General features: G+C 65.4%; 16 protein-coding genes. 7 read left to right on the top strand and 9 right to left on the bottom strand.

The features are described from left to right. Nucleotides 1-35: 35 nt before the first annotated feature. From HFGMBDPB_RS23100 to HFGMBDPB_RS23085, 4 genes are all read right to left on the bottom strand, one after another. Nucleotides 36-1,601 carry an SPOR domain-containing protein gene (locus HFGMBDPB_RS23100; RefSeq protein ID WP_070080610.1) on the bottom strand — a complete coding sequence of 522 codons (1,566 nt, stop codon included), beginning with the start codon at nt 1,599-1,601 and terminating at the stop codon, nt 36-38. Nucleotides 1,602-1,699: 98 nt separating this feature from the next. Further along, nucleotides 1,700-3,016 carry a fumarylacetoacetase gene (gene fahA / locus HFGMBDPB_RS23095; RefSeq protein ID WP_212646355.1) on the bottom strand — a complete coding sequence of 439 codons (1,317 nt, stop codon included), beginning with the start codon at nt 3,014-3,016 and terminating at the stop codon, nt 1,700-1,702. Between the two features lie 75 nt (nt 3,017-3,091). Next, on the bottom strand, nt 3,092-3,910 hold the full coding sequence (locus HFGMBDPB_RS23090) for a 3-hydroxybutyrate dehydrogenase (protein ID WP_016450320.1): 819 nt from the start codon (nt 3,908-3,910) through the stop codon (nt 3,092-3,094). Then, nucleotides 3,907-4,650 carry a GntR family transcriptional regulator gene (locus HFGMBDPB_RS23085; protein ID WP_126312809.1) on the bottom strand — a complete coding sequence of 248 codons (744 nt, stop codon included), beginning with the start codon at nt 4,648-4,650 and terminating at the stop codon, nt 3,907-3,909. The genes HFGMBDPB_RS23090 and HFGMBDPB_RS23085 overlap by 4 nt, the downstream gene beginning before the upstream one ends. A 176-nt stretch (nt 4,651-4,826) precedes the next feature. On the opposite strand from HFGMBDPB_RS23085, the gene HFGMBDPB_RS23080 reads away from it, so the two are divergent. From HFGMBDPB_RS23080 to HFGMBDPB_RS23070, 3 genes are all read left to right on the top strand, one after another. Continuing rightward, nucleotides 4,827-7,082: a hypothetical protein gene (locus HFGMBDPB_RS23080; RefSeq protein ID WP_212646354.1), complete on the top strand. Its 2,256-nt coding sequence runs from the start codon at nt 4,827-4,829 to the stop codon at nt 7,080-7,082. 72 nt (nt 7,083-7,154) lie between these two features. Further along, on the top strand, nt 7,155-8,270 hold the full coding sequence (locus tag HFGMBDPB_RS23075; RefSeq protein ID WP_212646353.1) for a 3-deoxy-7-phosphoheptulonate synthase: 1,116 nt from the start codon (nt 7,155-7,157) through the stop codon (nt 8,268-8,270). A gap of 504 nt (nt 8,271-8,774) precedes the next feature. After that, a complete protein-coding gene (locus tag HFGMBDPB_RS23070) occupies nt 8,775-10,007 on the top strand; it encodes an MATE family efflux transporter (protein WP_249343646.1) in 1,233 nt (410 codons plus the stop codon). A 98-nt stretch (nt 10,008-10,105) separates the two neighbouring features. Here HFGMBDPB_RS23070 and HFGMBDPB_RS23065 read toward each other — a convergent pair whose 3' ends face one another. The 3 genes from HFGMBDPB_RS23065 to HFGMBDPB_RS23055 all read right to left on the bottom strand — a co-directional run bounded on the left by HFGMBDPB_RS23065 (nt 10,106) and on the right by HFGMBDPB_RS23055 (nt 11,888). Next, nucleotides 10,106-10,561 (bottom strand): PaaI family thioesterase, encoded by a 456-nt coding sequence (locus HFGMBDPB_RS23065; RefSeq protein ID WP_043792532.1) that lies wholly within the window; start codon nt 10,559-10,561, stop codon nt 10,106-10,108. Next, nucleotides 10,554-11,021, bottom strand: a complete 468-nt coding sequence (locus tag HFGMBDPB_RS23060) for a MerR family DNA-binding transcriptional regulator (protein WP_016454514.1) — start codon at nt 11,019-11,021, stop codon at nt 10,554-10,556. The genes HFGMBDPB_RS23065 and HFGMBDPB_RS23060 overlap by 8 nt, the downstream gene beginning before the upstream one ends. Before the next feature lie 84 nt (nt 11,022-11,105). Next, nucleotides 11,106-11,888 carry an SDR family NAD(P)-dependent oxidoreductase gene (locus HFGMBDPB_RS23055; protein ID WP_212646351.1) on the bottom strand — a complete coding sequence of 261 codons (783 nt, stop codon included), beginning with the start codon at nt 11,886-11,888 and terminating at the stop codon, nt 11,106-11,108. A gap of 66 nt (nt 11,889-11,954) precedes the next feature. Between HFGMBDPB_RS23055 and HFGMBDPB_RS23050 the strand changes: the two genes are divergently transcribed. Next, nucleotides 11,955-12,902, top strand: a complete 948-nt coding sequence (locus HFGMBDPB_RS23050; protein ID WP_212646350.1) for a LysR family transcriptional regulator — start codon at nt 11,955-11,957, stop codon at nt 12,900-12,902. 162 nt (nt 12,903-13,064) lie between these two features. Here the strand turns inward: HFGMBDPB_RS23050 and dbpA are convergent, their stop codons facing one another. Further along, nucleotides 13,065-14,465 (bottom strand): ATP-dependent RNA helicase DbpA, encoded by a 1,401-nt coding sequence (gene dbpA / locus HFGMBDPB_RS23045; RefSeq protein WP_016454517.1) that lies wholly within the window; start codon nt 14,463-14,465, stop codon nt 13,065-13,067. A gap of 89 nt (nt 14,466-14,554) precedes the next feature. On the opposite strand from dbpA, the gene HFGMBDPB_RS23040 reads away from it, so the two are divergent. From HFGMBDPB_RS23040 to HFGMBDPB_RS23030, 3 genes are all read left to right on the top strand, one after another. Further along, a complete protein-coding gene (locus tag HFGMBDPB_RS23040) occupies nt 14,555-15,211 on the top strand; it encodes a LysR family transcriptional regulator substrate-binding protein (RefSeq protein WP_349305393.1) in 657 nt (218 codons plus the stop codon). Continuing rightward, entirely contained in the window at nt 15,208-15,645 is a 438-nt protein-coding gene (locus tag HFGMBDPB_RS23035; protein ID WP_212646349.1) for a hypothetical protein, read from the top strand. Before HFGMBDPB_RS23040 ends, HFGMBDPB_RS23035 begins: the two co-directional genes overlap by 4 nt. A 225-nt stretch (nt 15,646-15,870) precedes the next feature. Continuing rightward, nucleotides 15,871-16,947: a hypothetical protein gene (locus HFGMBDPB_RS23030; protein WP_212646348.1), complete on the top strand. Its 1,077-nt coding sequence runs from the start codon at nt 15,871-15,873 to the stop codon at nt 16,945-16,947. Here HFGMBDPB_RS23030 and HFGMBDPB_RS23025 read toward each other — a convergent pair. Then, nucleotides 16,944-17,233, bottom strand: a 290-nt coding sequence (locus HFGMBDPB_RS23025; RefSeq protein WP_160854899.1) for a transposase, incomplete at its 5' end; no start/stop codon positions are given. The two genes, HFGMBDPB_RS23030 and HFGMBDPB_RS23025, sit on opposite strands and share 4 nt — an antisense overlap.

Below are 17,233 nucleotides of genomic sequence, written 5' to 3'. Positions count from 1 at the left end.
CATCACGAAGGCATTGCCAAGGTGCTGCCAGGGCATCACCGCCGCGCGCTGCGGCCTTCCGCAGGGGCGTGGTGGAAGACCGTGGCCTCCAGGCCCATGGCGCGTATCCTGGCCGCCGCCTGATCGGCGCTGCGCTGCTTGGCAAAGGGGCCCGAGCGCACGCGCACGATCTCGCCCTTGTTGCTGTGCAGGGTCTGGCTGAGCGTGGGCAGCTTGGCTTTCTCCAGCCGCTCCACCACGCGCCCGGCATTGGCGGCTTCAGAGAACACGCCGATGTTGATGTAGTAGTTGCCCGGCTCCAGAGCCGCCGAGGCAGGCTTGGCAGGTGCCGGGGCCTTTGCGACGGGTTCGGCAGGCTTGGCAGGCTTGGCTGGTTTGGTTTCAGCCGCCACCTTGGAGGGCTTGGCGGGCGCTGGAGTGGCTGTGTGTACGGACGCTGGTGCAGGTGCAGGTGCTCTGGCTGGCACCAACGCGGCCTTGACGGGAATGGCTGCCGCTGCAGTGGCCGCGACGGCACCCGCAGCGCCGGCAGCTGCTACTACGGGCATGGGTTCGACCGTGCCGGAGACGGTGCTGCCGGCGGCGGGCAAGGGCGCTTGCGGATCAGGGCGCGCCTCTGCCTGGGCGACTGGCTCTTGCGGCCGGGGCGTGGGTGCGGGAGTGGGGGCGGGTGTGGGCGCCGGTTCCGTCCTTGGCGTTTCAACGGCAGCTACGGCTGCGGCGGGCGTTGGCGCCACGGCTGGTGCAGCTGGCGAAACTGGTGCAGCGGCCGGCATGGCTTCGGATGGAATCACCTCGGTCTGTGCCGCCATGAAATGTGGCGTGCCCGACAGCGCCCAGATGCCGGCACCCGCAGCGGCGGCAAGCACCGCACCGGCCGCCACGGCCAGCCGCTTGCGCAAGGGCGTGGCCGCCCGGCGGGCCAGGCGTTCGTGCGCTGCGGCCATGTTGGGGGCCTCGCCAATGGCTTGCAGGGTGAGGCGGCGCACATGGTGCCAGTACAGGGCATTGGCGCCCAGGCCGGGAATGGCAATCGCCATCAGCACCAGCATGGCATCGATGCCGTGGGCTATGGCCGGGGGCAGGCCCAGCGCGGGGCGCAGCAGCAGGCCCCAGACCAGGCCCGTGCCGCCGGCGGCCAGCGCGTAGAGGCCGCCCTCTTGCCACAGCCCGCGCAGCCCGCACCAGGGCAGGGTGAACAGGCCTGCGGCCAGGTTCCAGGTGGGCAGGGGCTTGCCCAGCGCATCGAAGCGCTCGAACAGGCGCAGGTAGTAGTCGCGCGAGGGCTCGCCAATCAGGCTGGCGTACAGGCCGGGCATCAGGCCTGCACCCTGGCCACCGGTGAAGCTGGTCGTGCCGGAATTCGTGCCGGAACTTGCGCCGGGGGCCGCCCTTTCGTCGGCGGCCGGGCCGTCATCGCCGTGCTGCAGCGCATAGGCTGCGGCGGCGAAGGCGCTGGCGATCGAGGGCGGCAGCTTGCTGGGGCTCTTGGCGGTGCCGGGCTCGGCAAAGGCGGGCTCCTGCCGTGCAGGGGCCGCCTGCCTTCCGAAGTCGATGGTGGCGGGAGGTGCTGAGATGGCGTCTTCCGATGGGGCGGGCATGTCAGCAATTGTGTCATGCACTCGTGGCTGTCGGAATCACGACATTCGTGGCTATCGATCGGGCGAATCCATCGCGCCCGATCGATTGGAGGCTGCTGTCAGCCCTGGCGCGCGGGCAGCACCGTGGCGCGGCACTCGCCGAAGCCGATGCGCGCGGCGCCCGGCTTCTCGCACCAGCCGCGCAGGATCACGGCATCGCCATCCTGCAGGAAGGTGCGGCTCTCGCCATTGGCCAGCGCCACGGGCTTCTTGCCGCCTTCGGTCAGCTCCAGCAGAGCGCCGGCCTCGCTGGAGGTGGGGCCGGACAGCGTGCCCGTGCCCAGCAGGTCACCGGGCTGCAGGTCGCAGCCGTTGACGCTGTGGTGGGCCACCAGCTGGGCCATGGTCCAGTAGGCGTGGCGGTAGCTGGTGTGGGTGATCTGCTGGGCGGCCTGGCCTTCGGCGCGCATGCGGCCGGTCTCCAGCGCCACGCTCAGCTGCACGTCGAACGCGCCGCGCTCGGAATTGGCGGGCGAGCTGAGGTAGGGCAGGGGCTGGGGATCTGCGGCGGGCCGCGTGAACGCCGTGCGATAGGGCTCCAGCGCCTCCAGCGTCACGATCCAGGGCGAGACCGTGGTGGCGAAGTTCTTCGACAGGAAGGGGCCCAGCGGCTGGTATTCCCAGGCCTGGATGTCGCGCGCCGACCAGTCGTTGAGCAGGCACAGGCCGAAGATGTGGTGTTCGGCCTCGTCCATGGAAATCGCCTCGCCCCAGGCGTTGCCGGCGCCGGTGTAGATGCCCATCTCCAGCTCATAGTCCAGGCGTGCGCAGGGCTTGAGTGCGGGCGCGGCGGCGTCGGGCGCCTTCAGCTGGCCCATGGGGCGGCGGAAGTCCACGCCCGACACGCGCAGGCTGGAGGCGCGGCCGTGGTAGCCAATTGGCACCCACTTGTAGTTCTCCATCAGCGGGTTGTCCGGGCGGAACAGCTTGCCGACGTTGGTGGCGTGGTGCACCGAGGTGTAGAAGTCCGTGTAGTCGCCGACCTGGGCCGGCACCGTGTATTCCACGTCGGACTGGGCCACCAAGCAATCCTGCAGTGCCGCCTGTGCGGCAGCGCCTTCGCGCAGCGCGCGCGACAGCGCCAGGCGCAGGGCCGACCAGGCGGCCGGCCCCATGGCCATGAAGCCGTTCAGGCGCTGCTGCGAAGCGGCCTCCAGCTGCGGCTGCACGGCATCGCCCAGCGCCTTGAGGGCGCTTGCGCGCGCCAGGTCCAGCACCTGGTCGCCGATGGCCACGCCGCCGCGCCAGGCCTCCTGGCTGCCTGCGCGGCGGAACACCGCAAACGGCAGGTTCTGGATGGGGAAGTCGCTGGCGCCGGTGTTGGCCGAGGCCACCCAGCTGCGCAGGCCTGCGTCATGGGTTTCGTTCAAGGACATCTGTCTCTCCTGGTTGGGTTTGTCTGTCGTTGGTATGAAAAGGGGTTTGGCGGGGCAGGGCGAGGCGTGGCGGGGTCAGGCGGCGGCAAAGCCGCCGTCCATGTTCCAGTGTGCGCCGCGCACCTGGGCGGCCTGCTCGCTGGCCAGGAAACCGGCCAGCGCCGCCACCTGCTCCACGGTCACGAAGGCCTGGGAGGGCTGCTTGGCGCCCAGCAGCTGGCGGGCCGCCGCGTCGGCATCCAGCCCCTCGCGCGCGGCCAGCGCATCGATCTGCCGTTGCACCAGCGGCGTCAGCACCCAGCCCGGGCAGATGGCGTTGCAGGTCACGGGCGTGGTGGCGAACTCCAGCGCCACCGACTTGGTCAGGCCGATCAGCCCGTGCTTGCTGGCCACATAGGCCGGCTTGCGCGCCACGCCCACCAGCCCGCTGACCGAGGCGATATTGATGATGCGGCCCCAGCCGCGCTCCAGCATCTGCGGCGCGCAGGCCTGGATGGCGTGGAAGGGCGCCGACAGGTTGACGGCCAGCAGCTCGTCCCACTTGCCGGCCGGGAATTCGAGCAGCGGGCTCACATGCTGCATGCCTGCGTTGTTGACCAGGATGTCGATGGCGCCCATCTCGGCCGCAATGCGCTGCGCCAGCGGGGCGATGGCGCTGCCGTCGCGCAGGTCCAGCCCGTAGTGGCGCACCGGCACGCCATGCGTTTGGGCGATTTCGCGCACCAGCGCATCGGTCTCGGCAGAAGCGGCGGCCTGGCCATGCAGCGCGATGGCCGCGCCCTCGCTGGCCAGATGGCGCGCCACGGCCAGGCCGATGCCGCTGGTCGAGCCGGTGATCCAGGCCACGCGGCCCGCATGCGGGCGGCTGGCCGGGGCGGAGGGGGTGGGGTTCATTTCAGAAGATCCATTTCCATATGCACGTACTCGCTGAGAAAGCGCACCCGCGCCCAGTAGATCAGCAGCCCGTCGGCATTGCAGGCCCAGCGCAGCGCCTGCATCAGCGGCGTGCCCAGGGCCACGCCCAGGTGCTCGGCGGCCAGTTCGTCGGCCGGCGCCACGCTCAGGTGCTGGCGCGCCACGGCAATGCGCGAGGGGTCGCTGCTCAGGGCCACGGCCAGGGAGCTGCGCTGCAGCTGGGCCTCGATCGCGGGGAACAGTTCCTGCTCCAGGTACAGCTGCGACAGGCAAAACCGCGCCGCGTCATGGTCGTACACGCGCAGCAGGTGCACGTAGGCGGGGGCCATGCGGCCCACGTCGGGGAAGCCTTCGGGAATCGGCGGCAGGCAGTCGCGCCCGGTGTGCAGGGTGATCTGGCCGATGTGGGCGCCAAAGGCCACCAGCTCCTTCCAGCTGGTGGGCAGCAGAAAGGACGGCGGCTTGTAGGGCGCCGCAATCACCCGCGTGCCGCCGCGCTTGCGCGTGAGCAGCAGGCCCTCTGCCACCAGGGCGCCCAGCGCCATGCGCACCGTGGTGCGCGACACGCCATGCAGCGCCTGCAGCTCCTGCACCGTGGGAATGGCGCTGCCTACGGGCCAGGCGCCCGTGGACACCTTGCTGCGGAACAGCCGCGCCAGCTGCAGGTGCAGCTTGTCCCGGCCTTGTTGAGGGGCCGACGCGGTGGAGTTGGAGGGCATGAAGGCAATAAAGTATCTATTCAGTGCTTTTATTTTTGCACAAAGCAATAGCCCTGACAGCCTGCACTGACGCCCGTCGTTGACAAATGTCTTCAATTGGACAGGCCGAATGACTTTTAAACTGCGGCCCTTTTTCCGTTTTTCGAACGTTGGCCAGAGCGGCCGTTGGGTATTTCATGCAGCAGCAACATGCTTGGGAGTTTTTTCGCGCCGGTGGAGTGGACCAGGTGGTCATCCGCACCGGGCAGGACATTGCGCACATCGGCGAGCTGGACCAGAAGCTGTGGGTGGCCCTGGCCTGCCCCACGCGCGGCATCGAGTTCGACAGCGACACGCTGGACCTGATCGACGAAGACAAGGACGGCCGCATCCGCCCGCCCGAGCTGATCGCCGCCTGCCAATGGGCCGTGGCGCGCGTGCGCGACCCGCAGGTGCTGGCCGATGGCGGCGACGTGCTGCAACTGTCCAGCCTGGAGCGCGACAGCGAGCAGGGCGCCCTGCTGCATGCCGAGGCCGAGCGCATGCTGGCCCTGTCCGGCCAGGCCGGCGGCTCCGCGCTGAGCCTGGCCCAGGTGCGCGAGCGCCTGGCCTCCCTGGCGGCCATGCGCTTCAATGGCGATGGCATCGTCAGCCCCGCCACGGCCGAGGGCGACAAGGCACTGGCCGAGCTGATCGAACGCATTGGCAAGGCCTACGGCACCGCTGCCGGCGCCGACGGCGTGGCCGGCATCGCGCGCCAGCAGGCAGAGGCTTTCTATGCGGACCTGCGCGCACTGCGCGACTGGCATGCGGGCGCCGAGGCCCTGGGCTGCGGCATTGCCGAGCGCGACCAGGCCCTGGCCGCCGCCCGCGCCGTGGACGCGGTCCAGGCCAAGGTGGACGACTTCTTCGCACGCACACGCCTGGCCGCCTTCGACACGCGCGCGCAGGACCCGCTCAACCCCTCCGTGGAGGGCTATGCCGCCCTGGGCCGCGAAGTGCTGGACAGCGGCGCCCAAGCCATTGCCGCGCTGCCCCTGGCCGCCGTGGCGGCCGATCGCGCGCTGCCGCTGACGCAGGGGGTCAACCCCGCATGGGCCGGCGCGCTGCAGGCGCTGCGCGAGCAGGCCGTGCAGCCCGTGCTGGGCGAAGACCTGCAGGAGATCACCGCCGCGCAGTGGGAGCAGGTCAAGGCCGCCCTGCAGCCCTGCCGCCAATGGCTGGCGGCCCGGCCCGCCACGCCGCTCGATGCCCTGTCTCAACAGGAGGTGCAGGCGCTGCTGGACGGCGGCCAGGAAGCCGCGCTGCTGGACCTCATCGCCCAGGACGAGTCCGAAAAGGAACACAGCCTGCAGGCCGTAGCGCTGGAAAAATTGATCCGCCTGCAGCGCGACCTGCTGGCGCTGCTCAACAACTTCGTCTCGTTCAGCCTCTTTTACCGGCGCGAGGGCGCGGCCTTCCAGGCCGGCACGCTCTACCTGGATGCGCGCAGCTGCGACCTGACCGTGGAAGTGAGCGACACGGCTGCCCATGCCGCGCTGGCCGGCCGCGCCAAGACCTGCCTGGCCTACTGCGAGCTCAGGCGCGAGGGCAAGAAGAAAGCCATCGTCGCGGCCTTCACTGCGGGCGATGTGGACTTTCTCTTCGTGGGCCGCAACGGCGTGTTCTATGACCGCGCGGGCAACGACTGGGACGCCACCATCGTCAAGCTCATCGAGAACCCCACCAGCATCGGCCAGGCCTTCTTCCTGCCCTACAAGAAATTCCTGCGCATGGTGGAGGAACAGGTGGCCAAGCGCGCCTCGGCCAAGGAAGATGGCGTGACCGCCAGCCTGGGCACGCAGGCCGGCCAGCTGGTCACGGCGCCCGGCACCGCTGCGGCCAACGCCACAGCCGCCACGGCTGCGGCCGCCCCGCGCAAGACCGATGTGGGCACCGTGGCCGCCCTGGGCGTGGCCCTGGGCTCCATCAGCGCCGTGCTGGTGGGCATCTTTGGCAAGTTCATCGACCTGGGGCCCTGGATTCCCGTGGCCCTGGTCGGCCTCATCGCGGCCATCTCAGGGCCCAGCATGATGATTGCCTGGCTCAAGCTGCGCCAGCGCAGCCTGGGGCCCATCCTGGACGCCAGCGGCTGGGCCATCAACGGCCGCATGCGCATCAACCTGCCGCTGGGCCGCAGCCTGTCGCAGACCGCCAAGGTGCCGGTGGGCGCGCGGCGCACGGCGGGCGATCCCTATGCGGAAGGCAACGGCCTGCGCAACATCCTGGTGGCGCTGGCCGTGGTGGCCTTGCTGGCACTGATGGCCTGGCGCCTGCACTGGGTCGATGGCCTGCTGCCCGCCGGCTGGCAGTACGGCGCGGCACCGGCCGCTGTGCCGGCTGCGCAAGAGACGGCGCCTGCACCGGCAGCGGCCCCAGCACCGGCACCGGCACCTGCAGCGGCGGCTCAGTAAGTCGATGCCAAGGGGCGAGCAAGCCACTTGCCCCGCCCCGGTCGGGAAACCTCAAGGCGCGACAATAGCGCCATGACCACCCCCACCCACGTACAACGCAGTGCCGTGCCCCTGAGCACGCACGACACCACCCGCATCGACGACCTGCGCATCAAGGCCGTGCGCCCCCTGATCACCCCGGCCCTGCTGCAGGAATGGCTGCCCGCGCCCGAAGCCGCGCAGCAACTGGTGGAAACCAGCCGCGCCGCCATCTCGGACGTGCTGCAGGGCCGGGACGACCGGCTCATCGTCGTCGTCGGACCCTGCTCCATCCACGACCACGACCAGGCCATGGACTATGCGCGCCAGCTCAAGGCCCAGGCCGACGCCCTGGCCGGCGAGCTGCTCGTGGTCATGCGCGTCTACTTCGAGAAGCCCCGCACCACCGTGGGCTGGAAGGGCTACATCAACGACCCGCACCTGGACGGCAGCTTCGCCATCAACGAAGGCCTGGAAATGGCCCGCGCCCTGCTGCTGGACGTGCTGGCCCTGGGCCTGCCCGTGGGCACGGAATTCCTGGACCTGCTGTCGCCGCAATTCATCAGCGACCTGGTCAGCTGGGGCGCCATCGGCGCGCGCACCACGGAAAGCCAGAGCCACCGCCAGCTGGCCAGCGGCCTGTCCTGCCCCGTGGGCTTCAAGAACGGCACGGACGGCGGCGTCAAGGTGGCCAGCGATGCCATCCAGGCGGCCAGCGCGCCCCACGCCTTCATGGGCATGACCAAGATGGGCCAGTCCGCCATCTTCGAGACCCGCGGCAATGGCGACTGCCACGTCATCCTGCGCGGCGGCAAGCAGCCCAACTACGGCGCCGAGCATGTGCAGGCCGCCTGCGCCCTGCTGGAAGGTGCGGGCCTGCGCCCGCAGGTCATGATCGATGTCTCCCACGCCAACAGCGGCAAGCAGCACCGCCGCCAGATCGACGTGGCGGCCGACGTGGCCCAGCAGATCGCCGGTGGCGATGCCCGCATCACGGGGCTGATGATCGAAAGCCACCTGCAGGAAGGGCGGCAGGACATCGTGGACGGCCAGCCGCTGGCGCATGGCGTGTCCGTGACCGATGCCTGCATCAGCCTGGAACAGACCGTGCCTGTGCTGCAGCAGCTGGCTGCGGCGGTGAAGGCGCGACGGGCGAAGCTGCGGGGGTGAGTTGACTGGCCGGGTCTGTTTGGGACCCGCGTCAGACAAGGGAGCAGTCCTGTCCTTCGGCAGGACTGCAATGCTGCAACCGCTACAGCGCAGTGGCGTGCATACAGGTCGCCGATGTAAAGACAGGGTCGGCAGACTGCGAGATCTCATTCAGATGCTGGGGCAGCGCATGCCCGCATCACGCTTTTCAGACCAGTCCGATTGCGCCATGCATTTTCGCATTGAATGATTGATTTTTATATCGGCTCAAGAGATTTTCTATTGTTGCATCCAGTGTATCTCAAGGATTGCGCAGATATGTTTGTCCATATTCCGCAGTGACAGGGATGGCGGGCAATGAATAATGAATGGCAGCTTCAACGTAACCCAGGATCTTCATTTCAAAGAATTCGGGTCATATATCATGGGTTTTGATTCTGCGGAGGAGGGATAGGTATGAGGCCTGGTGATGCAAAGCGGGTATTTGACCTCGCAGTTGGGCGCTCCGCCCCACCGCTTGCCTCCATGATCACCATTTTTGCCATTAGTTTTTATAGCCCTACTCTCGTTGCCCAATTCAGCATAGCCCTTTCCTTTGCATCACTTTTCTTTGTATTGCCGGCGAGTATTGGTGCCATCTTCTTTTCGGAAATCGCTGCCAGCAAAGATAAGGAGCAGTCAGACTCACTCATCAGTTTGCTGTTCTGGTTGGTCCTCTTGTACACCGGGGTTTGTTTTATTCTGGTGTATTGGCTTCCTGTTATCTCGAGAACCCTGATATCAGGTTTGCCAGAAGAACTATTAAATGGAGCCATATCCCAGGCAAGGTTGATAATTCTGTGTATTCCATTCTTCGGAGTTATCAATGTATGTAGCTGCGTTCTTGAGTCAAGATCACATACTGCCATCGTTGCAAAATTCAGAATGTGGCAGGTTTTTTTCCATGCAGCCTGTGTGGTTGTTGTGCTGGTGCTGCTTGGGAGGAATGAGTGGATGAGTGATGACTCGGTCGCTCTTGCCTATCTGTTCAGTGACATCATTTTTTCCATTGCCGCATATGCTTTGATGCGGAAATACTGTCAATTCGGTTTTTCATTCAATTTTCGTGGATTTCCTGGCAGAAGAATATTTTCCGTTTTGATTCCTGGTTATGCCAATTCTTTCTTTGGAAAATATCTGCTCTATATATTGTCAATGTCTGTTGCAGGGCTGGGTGCAATGTATTCTGCAATTCAATCCCAAGCTTCTGCCATATTGCTGTTGGCAGAACTGCCTGCCATGGGGGTCTGTGCTCTTCTGGCGATGGAGATATCAAAAAATCGTGGAAGATGGGCAGTGCAATTTCAGTTCATCAAAGATTCTTCTTCATTGATGATTTATTGTGCCATTATTCCGGCTGTTGCATTGATTGTATTCATGCTGTTCTATGAAATATCGAAGGCCAATGGTTATCAAATTGTCGGGGAGGGGTTAATTTCCTTGGTGTGCAAAGGAATTACGGATGTGGGGTTTTTCTATGCGGCAGCAATTTCTGGCGGGCTAGGCCTTTATTGGTCGTCAAGAATCATTTTTTGGGTTGTTTACGCATTGGTGTTTTTTGCCCCGATGTCATTGGGATTTCATGGCTCCAGTTATTCCATGATCAATTATGTTTTCTCATTTTCTTCTCTCCTGTCCTGTGCGCTGTTGGTCCTGCTTATCCGCAACAGGCGAGATTCCCTATCCGAAGAGAAGATTGGCTTGAAGCAGAGCCTGTAGCAGTGGTGGCCCTTGGCGAGGTGATCTGTCCTTCGGCAACCCCGCAACCGCCACGATGCAGGCGCTGACATACGGGGTGGGGAGGCGGGGGAACGTTCTCAGGCCCGCACGGGCCTGGGCTCCAGATTGCGCGCCGTGCCCAGCCAGGTCGCGCAATGCGTTTCATGACCATCCTCTGCCACCGCGAACAGGTCGGCTGCGCAGATGCTGAGCACGCGGCCGGCATCCACCACGCGGCCGCGCGCCCGCAGGTGGGTGCCGCGTGCGGGGGCGAAGAGCTTCACGCTGCCGTCCACCGTGGCATTGGCCCAGCCGGCAGGCAGCAGTGAACCTGCGGCCGACACCGCCGCAAAGTCGCCCAGCGCAAAGACCGCCGTGGCCTGCAACTGGCCCGGCTGAAAGCACAGGGCATCGGCAATGGGCATCTCCAGCTCGGTGGCTCCGGGCTCAGCACGCACGAAGCGCAGGCCCAGGGTGCGCGCCATGGGCATGGCCAGCACGGTGTTCTGCAGCGCCTGGGTGGATGGGGTGGGGTGCGTGGTCGGCTCAGTCATGGCCTGTCTCCTTCGTGGTGGGTGAAGCGGCACGGCGCACGCGCGGCCAGGGCGCGGCGGGTTTGTCGGGTGCGTTGGATGGGGCCGGTGCCGTCTGCGCCAGATCCCGCTCGGCCTGGCGGGCGCGCAGCCACTGCACATGGTCCAGGGCCTGGGCGCGCTGGGCCTGCAGCGCAGCGATCTGTTCGTCTATCTCCTGTACGCGCTGCTGCACGGCATCGGCCAGGTCACCGGGGCCTATGCGCCCCGCACGCCAGGCGCGCAGGTTCTCGGCAATGCGCGGCAGCCCGAACCCCAGCGCGCGGGACATGGCGATGAACACCACCTCGCGCCGGGCCGAGCGCGGATAGTCGCGGTAGCCATTGGGCAGGCGCCGGGGCTTGAGCAGGCCCGCGCGCTCGTAGTGCCGCAGCGCGTGGATGGAGACGCCCGTGAGCCGGGCGAGTTCGGAGATCAGCATGTGCCAAGGCTAGCAAGGCTCGTGCTGGGCTAGGGTTGGGAAGGGGACAGGTTTTTTTCTATCGCTGTCTCTTGCCAGTCGTCTTCAAGCCGGCTGCGCGGCAGGCCTCATCACGCGCGCCGTGAACCGGGCCATGAACTCGCGCGTGACAATGCGCCCGCCCAGGGCCGTCAGGTAGTTGGCGCAGCCGTGCACCACCGAGGCGCGGTTGTCGTCGAAGGCTTTCAGCCCCAGGCGAACCACGTCTTCGCTGGATGCTTTTTTCCCGAAGGATGCGGCCTCGCCGGCGCGGGCGAAGAACGCCGTGTCGGTAGCGCCCGGGCACAACGCCAGCACGCGCACGCCGCGCGGCCGGTACTCGGCCCAGAGCGCTTCGCTGAACGAAAGGACGAAGGCCTTGGTCGCCGCGTAGACAGCCATGTACGGGACCGGCTGAAACGCTGCCGTGGAGGCGATGTTGATGACGCCGCCCTGGCGCTGCTCCAGCGCGGGGAGCAACAGGTGCGTCAGCTCCACCAGGGCGCCCACATTCAGATCGATGGCCTCCCGCTGCATGGCCAGCGCCAGTTCATCAAACCTGCCGTGGGTGCCGAAGCCGGCGTTGTTCACCAGCAGATCCGGCAGCAGGCCCTTGGCGCTGACGGTATCGAAGACCCGCCGGGCCGCCCCGGGTGCGGCCAGGTCCTCCACCAGGAACTCGGCGCCGGGCAATTCGCGGGCGAGCTTCTCGAGCCTGTCGCGGCTGCGCGCGATCAGCACGACTTTGGCGCCACGGCGGGCAAGCTCCCTGGCAAATACTTCGCCGATGCCCATGGAGGCGCCGGTCACCAGGACGGTTTTCTGGGAGAAATCAAAAGGGGTTTTCATGCACTCGAGTATTGCGACAGGGGGCCCGCCTGGGAATGGGCAGCGCTGGTAAGCTGATTTGCATTCATGAAAAACCAACCGCCCACCACCTGGGATGACCTGCGCGTGCTCCTGGCGCTTCACCGCCACCAAAGCCTGCTGGCCGCAGGCGCTGCCCTGGGCCTGTCCACCTCCACCGTCGCGCGGCGCATCGAAGCGCTGGAGCAATCCCTGGGCCGCGCCCTGGTACACCGCAGCAGCGCAGGGACGACGGTCGAGCCCGATGCGATGGAACTGGTGGAGCTGGCCGAGCAATTCGAGCTGGGACTGGGCGGCATCAAGCGCGACGACCGGCCCGCTGAGAAGGCCCATGCGCTGACCGGCACCATCCGCGTCAGCATGGGCGAAGGCTTCGTGAAGCCGGTGACCGCCGTGCTCTCGCAGTTGAGAAGCGCGCACCCCGGGCTGCATATCGAAGTGGCCGTGGAGTCGCGCTTCACGGATGTCGGGCGGCGCGAAGTGGACGTCGCGCTCCGGGTCGGGCGCTCCAGCTCGGCCGTGGTGGTGGAGAAATGGGCGGGGCAACTGACGTTTGGCCTGTACGCCTCGCACGGCTATGTCGAGCAGCGCCTGCCGGGTCGCCGCCTGCGCGTGCAGGACTTCGCCGGCCACGACTTCGTGGGACAGGACCTGGCCACCGGCCGGCAGGACGCCTCCAACCTGTGGCTGGCCAGCCGGGGCGCCACCCGGTTCGTCTTTCGATCCGCCTCCGACCTGGCCCGCCAGGAGGCCACGGAGCAAGGCCAGGGCATCTGCCTGCTGCCCGACGCCATGGCCCATGCCGTGCCCGGCCTGGCACGGCTGGAGGTGGATGCGCCGCTGCCGTCCTGCCCGGTGTACCTGGCCTATCACCGCGACCGCCGCAACGTGCCGGGCGTGCGGGCGGTCATTGACGCGCTGGGCGCGGCGCTGGCCGAAGGGCTGCAGCCGCCCGCAGAAAAAGCCGAAGTGGCCAACCCTGCCGCGCAGTCATGACAGGCCCGGTCTTTCCAGACCTTTCAAGGCGAGGGCGCGGCCGACGGACCCGGTGAGCAGCCAGGACCATCGTTGGCCGTCGATCCCAACGAAACAAGAATGGGCAGTGGCTGGCGCGAAACGACCCGTTGTGGTCGTTCGTGCCTCGGCGCCTGCAACCGCTCAATCCTTGAGCAAGCGCGCCTTCACCGTTCGCCCCTTGATCTTCCCGCTATTGAGCCGGGCAACCACGTCATGCGCAATCTTGCGGTCCACGGCCACATAGGTTGCGAACTCGTTGATGTCGATCTTGCCCACTTGCTCGCGGGTGTAGCCCAGGTCTGCGGTGAGCGCGCCCAGCACATCGCCCGGGCGGATCTTGTCCTTGCGGCTGGCATTGATGTGGATGGTGGCCTTGGATGGCAGGAGCCGGCCACCGGGAGTCGGCGTCAGCTCGTCCAGCGGGTACCAGACGGATGGGCTGCCCTGCATCTGCTCGATGTTTCCGACCGCGCCCATTTCGTCCATCGTCGCAAGACTCAGGGCCAGGCCTTTCTGGCCGGCGCGGCCTGTGCGGCCGATGCGGTGCACGTGCACTTCAGGGTCGGGCGTGATGTCCACGTTGATGACGGCGCCCAGGTTGGTCACATCCAGCCCGCGAGCCGCCACATCGGTGGCGACCAGCACGGAGCAACTGCCGTTCACGAAGCGCACCAGCACCTGGTCACGGTCACGCTGCTCCAGATCGCCGTGCAGCTCCAGCGCGCTGTAGCCCTGGGCCTGCAGCAGCTCGGCAAGGGCCCGGCAGCGCGCCTTGGTATTGCAGAAGGCCAGCGTGCTCTCGGGCCGGAAGTGCTCCAGCAGGCGAGCCACCGCAGGCAGCCGCTCTTCCTTGTCCACCTCGTACCAGCGCTGCTCGATCTGCTCGCCGCTGTGCTGCGCGGCGACCTTGACCGTGACCGGGTCACGCATGAAGCGCGCGGCCAGCTTGGCGATGCCTTCAGGGTAGGTTGCGGAGAACAGCAAGGTCTGGCGCTGCGGGGGGCACTGCTTGGCGACCTTGGCGATGTCATCGACGAAACCCATGTCGAGCATGCGATCTGCTTCGTCAAGCACCAAGGTGTTCAGCGAATCAAGGTTCAGATTGCCCCGGTCCAGGTGATCGATCACACGGCCGGGCGTGCCCACGATCACGTGCGCGCCGTTCTCAAGGCTCGCGTTCTGGCCGCGCAGCGGAACGCCACCGGACAGGGTCACCACCTTGACGTTGTCTTCCGCACGCGCCAGGCGGCGAATCTCGGTCGTCACCTGATCGGCCAGCTCGCGGGTGGGGCAGAGCACCAGGCCTTGCACCGAGAAATTGCGCGTATCCAGCTTGGCCAGCAGCGCCAGGGCAAAGGCTGCGGTCTTGCCGCTGCCGGTCTTCGCCTGGGCGATCACATCCTTGCCTTCAAGCGCAGGGGGCAGGCTGGCGAGCTGAATCGCCGTCATTTCAAGGTAGCCGAGCCGCTCAAGATTGGCGAGCGTCGCAGGCGAAAGCGCAAGTTTGTCGAAGGAATGGGGGGAAGCCGAGGGTGCAGTCATGGCGGCATTTTAGTTTTGGCGCTCTCAGGGCCGGGGCGCGGCGCGCTGGTCACTGAGAAAGAGCAGGGGCTTGCTGGGCCATTGCCGGCATGTGCGAGAAGACGGCCAGCGGGGTGTTGACGGCATGGATGGCAAGAGGTCTGCCGTGGGGCTGCTGGCGTTGGCATCGGCGGCGTCCTGGCTGCGCACGCTCGGATCAGTGCCCTTGGGCAGGTTTCGGAGCAGCAGCCCGTTGGTGTTCTTTCAGGGGCGGACACTCCAGTTCGGCCGTGGTGTCGGAGAAATGGGCGGGGCAACTGACGTTTGTCCTGTGCGCCTCTCACGGCGATGTCGAGCAGCGCCTGCCGGGTCGCCACCTGCGCGTGCAGGACTTCGCCAGCCACGATTTCGTGGGACAGGACCTGGCCACCGGCCGGCAGGACGCCTCCAACCTGTGGCTGGCCAGCCGGGGCGCCACCCGGTTCGTCTTTCGATCCGGCTCCGACCTGGCCCGCCAGGAGGCCACGGAGCAAGGCCAGGGCATCTGCCTGCTGCCCGACGCCATGGCCCATGCCGTGCCCGGCCTGGCGCGGCTGGAGGTGGACGCACCGCTGCCGTCCTGCCCGGTGTACCTGGCCTATCACCGCGACCGCCGCAACGTGCCGGGCGTGCGGGCGGTCATTGACGCGCTGGGTGCGGCGCTGGCAGACGGGCTGCAACTGCCAGCAGAAAAGGCGAAGGCGGCCAGCACCGCCGCGAAGCCATGACAGGCACGGTCTTTCCAGATCTTCTGGTCTTGCATGTCGATGAGCCGGGCGACGAAGCTGCGTCCGTTACGCTGGCCAGCGACCAGGCGGCCGTCACCGTGTTCTGCCACCCCTGCACCTTGCGCGCCGGACAGAGGGTTCGCAATCGTCTCATTGCATTGGACGTCCGGCTGCTCCAATCACCGTATGGCTTCGATTGGCCGCAGGACGAGCGAGAAAAGCTGGGGCGCGACAGACTGATCAGGACCGGACATTACACGTACAGCGGCACGGGGAGGGTTATCGATGCAGGCCGTGGACAGGTGCTGGTTCACGGATTCCTCGTCGATTTTGGGAAAGTTCCAGAAATCGATCACGTCGAATTCGATATCCTGAGGCTGGACTGTGAAGGGAATGCCAGCGATGAGGAGTGCAGGGGCATCATTGGTCGGTGACCTTGACGGGAAAAAACGGAGCCGTGGCTGGCGTGGAACGACCCGCTGTTTGCGTGCGTGCCTCGGCTGCAGGTGTTTGCTGCGCAGCGGCTCCAGTTCTCTAGCTTTCTGCATTCGATGCCGGAAGGCGGCCGTCCCCCTTGAGTTAGGGCCTCAGGGATTCCCGGTTCGATTCAGACAAGATAATCCGGGTTGATTCGCTTACACTCGTGAAGTTTGACTCCAATGCATCAAATGCAGTCTGCTATTAATTTCCCGCTGGTCAACGTCGATTATTCGCTAAATGCTCTCGCAGACCATGACGTCACAGGACGGATTATTGATGCGATAGTATCGGTATATTCATTCCGAAATTTCGATGAGATCCCGAAGCGACTGCCACATGTCTTGGAGTTGTGCACGAAGAAGGAGCACTTCTGGCGGGAGCTGATAGCGGTTGCGGCTAGGCGGTACCGAGTCAGAGACACGGGGCAGGAAGTGTTGTTGTTCGAACAATCGCTTGAGTGCGGATTCCTCCGCACGTTTCGGTTCAGACCAGAGCCGTCATGGGCTTTGAGTTCTTTGGAACTGGCAGATGGTCACGAATGGGTCACTCTCGCTAATGAAGGTGTCCTGTATGACTTGCTTGACTGTGCGACAGCTAAGGCTGTGCACCAAGCATGGAATGATCAAAAGACCCGTGCGACGGACTTGCCAGCTGAGTTCGTGAATGGGCGATTGGCGAACACAACGGTCGGCCGCGCTGTAGTTCTGTCGCGCGGAGAAGGATGTGTCGTCTGCGGATCACAGGCTTCTTGCTATGCGGCGACGACCATGGGCGAGATTCAGGCTCCTTTGTTGATCCACCTCCCGATGTGCCCCGATCACCTTGCTGATGCCAAAGCTCATCCAACGATCTTTCAATTCGTTGTCGAGTTGCTTCAACAGTCAGTTGAACTCCCTGACCTGACCATGCTGCCGTCGATTCCGGATGATCTAGTTGGCCTAGTGCACAGGTTTTCCGCTTTGGGTCTTGGCGCGGAAGTGGGTGACGCGAAGAAGGGGAGTCGCGGGTGGGAATTAAGTATGCCGCTCGTCAGCGGCTGGCGATGGCTGCTCAGAATCAACTCCTTTACAGACTATTGCTATCTGCTGTTTGAACCGAATCAGAAGAAGCCTGCTTACAAGGCAGACTCGGCACCTCATCACCGCGAGCTGAAGTTTTTCCCTGATCACGAGCATTCTCGGCCTGATAGGAATTCTGACCGGGTGGCGCCGAGCTTTCTGTACGGCCATCCACTACTCGATATTAAGACTGGCTAACACCACCGATCCACGAAGCGTGCACAGATGATCGCCGCTGCCAGTTTTAGCAGCGCTTCGTGGATATCCAGTCGTCTTTCAAAGCGGATTCGCAACTTGCCAAAGCCTGCAAACCATCCATGGGTCCGCTCCACCACCCAGCGATGCTTGCCCAGTCGCTCGCTACTCTCAACGCCTCGCCTGGCAATGCGGCTGGCGATGCCCCGTTGTCTCAAGTGCGCACGGCAACGCTTGTAGTCATAGCCCTTGTCGGCATGCAACTTCGATGGTCTTTTGCGGGGGCGCC

Source organism: Delftia sp. PE138, assembly GCF_018320755.1.
GTDB classification, from domain to species: domain Bacteria; phylum Pseudomonadota; class Gammaproteobacteria; order Burkholderiales; family Burkholderiaceae_C; genus Comamonas; species Comamonas tsuruhatensis.
This window is presented reverse-complemented; position numbering and strand designations above follow the sequence as displayed.